Here is a 5,369-nt window from a genome sequence, read left to right as displayed (position 1 = left end):
ATTTTCCACTATTTGCTTCGCTGGTTGCTATATATATAGCTTTATTCATTATAAAAATTTTATGCAAATATACTTTATAAGAGTTGGTTCACCAGTTTTTTAAAAAGAAAGTTTAGTGACTTTTGTCACTTTTTAAAAAAATATATTGGTGCTAAATTAGAAATTATTAAGAATACGGATTTTTATAAAAAACGGTGTGAATCAAACCAAAATTTATAACCTAAAAATATTAACTATTTTTATCAAACAGTTTTTTTAAAAAAGATTTCTTTTCAACTTCGGTATATCCATTCGAATACTTCCCAGAGCTATATCCATGCCCGTAGCCATAACCGTAACCATAGCCGTACCTAGATTTTATTTTAAAATCATTTAAAACAATACTTACTTTAGAAACTGAATCATTTTTGTGTTTATCATTTATAATTTTAAGCATTCCTTTTTGAGAATAATCTTGTCTCAACACAAATATGGTAGCATCTGTATATTTTAAAAGTTCCAGGGCATCACTAACTAAACCAATTGGAGGTGTGTCTAAAATTATATAATCATAATCTTCTTTTAATTTAGTAATAAGCTCTTCGGTAGCGGTGCTAATTAATAATTCAGAAGGATTTGGAGGTACTGGTCCAGATGTTATAATATCTAAATTAGGAATTTTAGATTTTTTAATAACCTCTGAAATATTCTTTTCACCAATTAAATAATTTACTACACCTATGTCGTTCGTTATATCAAAATCACCAAATATTTTTGGTTTTCTTAAGTCCAACCCAACTAAAATAGTTTTTTTACCACCTAATGCAAAAACAGTTGCCATATTTATAGAAATAAATGTTTTTCCTTCTCCACCAACTGAGGAAGTTACCAAAATTGTTTTGGACCGATCTTTTATTTTTCTATCAAATAAAAATTGAATGTTTGAACGTAAGGCTCTAAAAGATTCTGCTACCATAGATTTTGGTTTTAGAAATACTGCCAAGTTATTACTTGCCGTATTTTTTCCTATAACACCTAAAACTGGTATTGGCGTTAGCTTTTCAATATCTTCTGCAGTATGAATTTTATTATCTAGTATTTCTTTAGCAATAACAACAAAAAGTGGCAAGATTACACCTAATAATAATGCAATCATATAATTAAAAGATATTCTAGGTAAAATTGATCCTTGTCCTGTATCTTTTGCAGAATCTAACACCGAAATATCTGATACACTCGCTGCAATTGCAATATCTGCTTCGTAACGTTTTTGCATTAAAAACACGTAATTAGATTCAGTTAAACTATATTTTCTTTGATAATTTAATAATTTTTGCTCTTTATTTGGAAGCTTATTTAATTGGTAGTTATAAGTATTTAAGCGCTCTCTGCTATTTTTTAAACTTACTAAAGTGGCTTTTTTTAAAGATGATAAATTTTCAAGCAGTACATTTCTTGTTGTTTCAATCTCATCATTATTTAATTTTAATGAAGGATGATTTGGCGTTACTTCTTTTGAAAGTTTTTCGTTTTCTATTGAAAGTTTTGTTAGCTCACCTACCATTGCTGAAATTGATCCATCTTCTATGTTAATAATTGCTGGAGCCGGTATTTTTGAGAAGTTTGTATTATTCTTTATGTACGATTCTAAATTTTCAAAATACTCTATTCTGTCTGTAAACTGTTTTTGTAGTTTATCTAAACCTGTAGTTTGAGAAAAAATTTCTCCTCCTTGTGCTGATAAATCATAAATGGAGTTTTGTTGTTTAAATTTCTCAATATTAGTTTCAATTAATTTTAAGGTATCTGAAGTATTTTTAAACTGTGCATCAATAAATTCTTTAGTGCTTCTTGCATAGTTTGTTTTCTGATCTAATTCTACTTCAGATAAAACTTCAACAGTTTTATTTAAAAAATCTACAATTCTATTTTTATTAGAACCTGTTAAAGAAAGTTCTATTAAAGAAGTACCTGACAATCCTTTTGCTCTAATATTTTTATAATTGCTGGTTACACTATTTAAAGAATTTAATTTTATATAGAATATGTTCGCTATACCAATTTTAATTAGATCAGATTTTAATATCTGAGCTTTTAGAAATGGTAAGTTTATATACTCATCAAATGCATATGATTTTGAGAAACTACCATTATCAGGAATAAATCTTTCGGTAGTTTCGCTTTTATAATTTATTAAATTATATTTTTTTTCTGCATCAAAATCAACCGATAAATTAAAATTATTTTCATCTATAATTTCAATTTTAACAAGTGTATTTAATAATTGGTTTTGGTTGGGTTGCAACTTTATTTCAAATGGCGTTTCTTTATAAACATCTTCCATTCTAAACCTGCCATCTTTTAAATAATCTATATAAAAACCAAGCTCTTTAATAACATTTTCGTTATGAGATCTAGATGTCAAGGCTTTTCTAATAGATTCTACTTTATCGCTTACACCTCCCCAATTAAATGCAATATTTGTTCCGGTAGAAAACAGCGGATTTTGTTTTTCCTTAACTGCAATTGTTGTTGATAAACCATAAATTTTTTCAGAAGAAATATTAAAATAATATGCAATAGCTAATGCCAACAATATTGCAAATACAAACCATTTCCAGTTCGCAATTATTCTAAATAAGTAATCTTTAATATCAGAAATATGTTCGCTGGTGTGTTCACTAAAACTAAACTTATTATCCATATTATTATAAATTTTTAACTAATAATACAGAACTTACTAAAAAAGATAAAATTGTAACCACTGTTGTAAAAGATTGAAATCCTGTTGTACCGGTTCCCCACGACTTTTGTTTTAAAGGTGCAACGTACACAATATCGTTAGGTTGTAAATAAAAGTTTTCTGAATTAAAAAGTTCAATTTTGGTATAATCTAAAGTGTACTTTTTAACACCATCAATTGTTTTTCTTATAATCGTAACATTTTCTCTATTTCCAAAAGGTGTAATTTCGCCTGCATTAGAAATAGCATCTATAATAGAAACTTGATTTTGCATTAAATTTATAGAACCTGGTGAACCTACTTCTCCTGTAACAACAATATTTATAACTGCCAGTTTAACATTAACAAATAATTGTTCTGGATTTTTGAAAAAAGTTTCAAGATTTTGTTCTATTTTTTCACGAACTTCCTTTTCTGTATAACCCAAAACATTAACATCGCCTAAATACGGAATTCTAATATTTCCGTGTCTATCAACAGAATATCCTGTAAAATATAAATTTTGAGTTTTATTTGCAGCGCTACTTGTATTTTCTCCATCACTTGTAAACATTGCCACAATTTCCGGATTGCTACCTTTAATATCAATATATAAAATATCATTAATTTGAAGTCGGTAAGGCTCGTTATTTAATTTATAAAGTTCAGATTTACTAACAGGTTCACCTTGAAAATATGTCATTTTCTTTGTAGAAATGCAAGATGTAAAAAAAGTTAATAATAATATAATCAAAAAAAGATTCTTCATATAAAAATTGTATAGGAGCATCACAAATATAATTTTTAATAGCAGATTAAAATAATTTTTCAGCTATTTTCGCAATATATCATAATAAGTATGTGGTTCAAAATAAAGTCATATTTTTTATTTTTAATAAAGTCAACTAATAAACACGGGGTTCATTCTCCTTTTGTTTACAATTTAGTTACTGAGTGTTTTAATAAAAAAACTGAATCAGACAGCTTAAAACTGATGATTTCTATTCAAAATTATTTATACAATAATAACACAAATATTACTGTAAACGACTTTGGAAGAGGTTCAAAAATATTTAAAACTCAGAACAGAAAAGTTGCTCAAATTGCAAAAGTTGCTGGGATTTCAAAAAAACGCGCTGCCCTATTAATTAGACTTATTGCATATGTTAAACCTAAAACTATTCTTGAATTAGGAACTTCTTTAGGGCTAAGTACTGCTGCTTTAAGTATTGGAAATCCAAATGCTTCAATTATAACTGTTGAAGGTTGTAAAAATACTGCTAAAAAAGCTGAAGAGTTGTTTTCTGAATTTAATCTAACCAATATTAAATTAATTAATAACCAATTTAAGGATGCATTGCCAAAATTAGTAAACAACACTAACTTTGATTTTATATATTTTGATGGAAATCATCAAAAGGAAGCCACTTTAAACTATTTTAAACAATGTTTGGTTACTGCAACTAACAATTCAGTTTTTATTTTTGATGATATAAATTGGTCAAAAGAAATGCAAGAAGCCTGGGAAGAAATTAAAAATAATCCAAAAGTTACTATTACAATTGACACTTATTTTTGGGGAATTGTTTTTTTTAGAACCCAACAAGCCAAACAACATTTTACCATTCGTGTTTGAGTTTTTGGAAATCCAAAGCCAAAAATTAAAAGATTATACGTGAAACTTCAAACGTGAGACTCAAATAGTCAAGAGAGCTTTTTTACTTTCGACATTTCTCGTCTCACATTTCACTTTTCAACTTCTCAAGTACAATTACATTTTAGAATCAATATAATCCATTACTTCATTTTCAACTTTTAAGGTTTTATTATATACAGTTTTCGCTTTATTCAATATATCTTCAGCATAAACTCTGTCTTTTATGTCTTTTGCATTTATTCTAACATTAAAATAAGCTCCAATTACAGCTGTTCTGGCACATAAAATTCCAACTCCAGCATCAGATAGTGAAGTTTGCATACCTTCAGCAATCATAGCTTGCATAACTTCCATAGAATTGTATGCAGTTTCCATTACTTGAAATGGTATTTCAGTAGCATATTTAGTTGCATTTTCTATAGCTTCTTTACGCGCTTCAATTTCTTCAGAATTCGATTTTGGCATTCTAAAACCATCTATAATTTTGTTAAAAGCATTGGTGTCTTCATCTACTAAAAACAATAATTTATTTTTATACGTTTGTCCTTTTACGGCCCAATCTGAATAAAATTCCCATTTAGCATCCCAACCAGCTTTATGTGCAGAAAGGTTTGCAACCATAGTACCTAAAGAAACTCCCAAAGCACCAACATATGCCGAAATAGAACCTCCTCCCGGAGCCATAGATTCTCCAGCAGTTTCTTCAGCAAAACCTTTAACAGTAAAATCTATAAGTTTTTTTGAAGTAGTATCTTCTAATAAATATTCAATAATTTTTTCATTTGGATTAAAAGGTTTTAAATCGTCTAGTCCTAAGGATTTTATAGCAATTTTAATTTTTTCTTCTTCTGAAATTCCTAAAGAACGTTCTTGCTTTTTTAGAAAATAATCACCCGCATCTAACATTGCTTTTAAAGGAATTAATCCAATTAATTCCGAGCCTGTTACTCTTAAACCTCTTTTGGTTGCAGACTTTACAGTTTCATCAAAAGCTACGTGCATAGATGTAAT

General features: G+C 28.0%; 4 protein-coding genes. 1 reads left to right on the top strand and 3 read right to left on the bottom strand.

Translation table 11 applies throughout. From position 1 onward, the window contains the following. Nucleotides 1–229 precede the first annotated feature (229 nt). Nucleotides 230–2,683, bottom strand: coding sequence for a GumC family protein (locus AB1Z17_RS00880; RefSeq protein WP_368049902.1), 2,454 nt, complete (start codon nt 2,681–2,683; stop codon nt 230–232). A 4-nt stretch (nt 2,684–2,687) separates the two neighbouring features. Further along, entirely contained in the window at nt 2,688–3,404 is a 717-nt protein-coding gene (locus tag AB1Z17_RS00875; protein ID WP_368049901.1) for a polysaccharide biosynthesis/export family protein, read from the bottom strand. A gap of 291 nt (nt 3,405–3,695) precedes the next feature. Between AB1Z17_RS00875 and AB1Z17_RS00870 the strand changes: the two genes are divergently transcribed. After that, entirely contained in the window at nt 3,696–4,337 is a 642-nt protein-coding gene (locus tag AB1Z17_RS00870; RefSeq protein WP_368049900.1) for an O-methyltransferase, read from the top strand. Between the two features lie 135 nt (nt 4,338–4,472). Here the strand turns inward: AB1Z17_RS00870 and AB1Z17_RS00865 are convergent. After that, nucleotides 4,473–5,369 (bottom strand): cyclodeaminase/cyclohydrolase family protein (locus tag AB1Z17_RS00865; protein WP_368049899.1); only part of this gene is annotated, 897 nt, incomplete at its 5' end.

It is taken from the genome of Lutibacter sp., from assembly GCF_040883305.1.
GTDB lineage: Bacteria > Bacteroidota > Bacteroidia > Flavobacteriales > Flavobacteriaceae > Lutibacter.
Note: the sequence above shows the minus strand (reverse complement) of the source record. Positions and strands in the feature narration are given on the sequence as shown.